The sequence below is a fragment of the Salinimicrobium oceani genome, from assembly GCF_012037645.1.
Window position 1 is genome coordinate 1 of sequence record NZ_JAAVJR010001024.1, and the last position, 372, is coordinate 372.

Here is a 372-nt window from a genome sequence, read left to right on the forward strand (position 1 = left end):
TATCAATAATGAACAGAATGCCGGACGCTTGCTGGCCAAAGCAGAAAAACTAGCCGGGGCATTTGGATCAAAAGTATGGATCCTGCACATAAGTGAACCCGACCCCGACGATTTCCTTGGCCTGGAAGCCGGGCCTCAATTCGCGCATGAAAAACGACTTCAAAACAGAAAAAAAGAAGGAGAATTAATAAAACGACTTACAGAAGACCTACAGGCGAGAAACCTTAAAGCCGAAGGAATGCAATTGCAGGGGTCAACAGCCAAATTGATAAAAGCTCAGGTAAAGGAACTGAATGTTGATCTACTTATTGCCGGGCACCACAAGAGAAATTTCTTTTACCAGTTATTTGTGGGAAATGTGGAGCAGGAAAT

At 43.8% G+C, this 372-nt stretch carries 1 protein-coding gene; it reads left to right on the plus strand.

The window, feature by feature from the left end:
• A partial coding sequence (locus tag HC175_RS20590) for a universal stress protein (protein WP_168139884.1) occupies positions 1 to 372 on the plus strand: 372 nt, incomplete at both ends.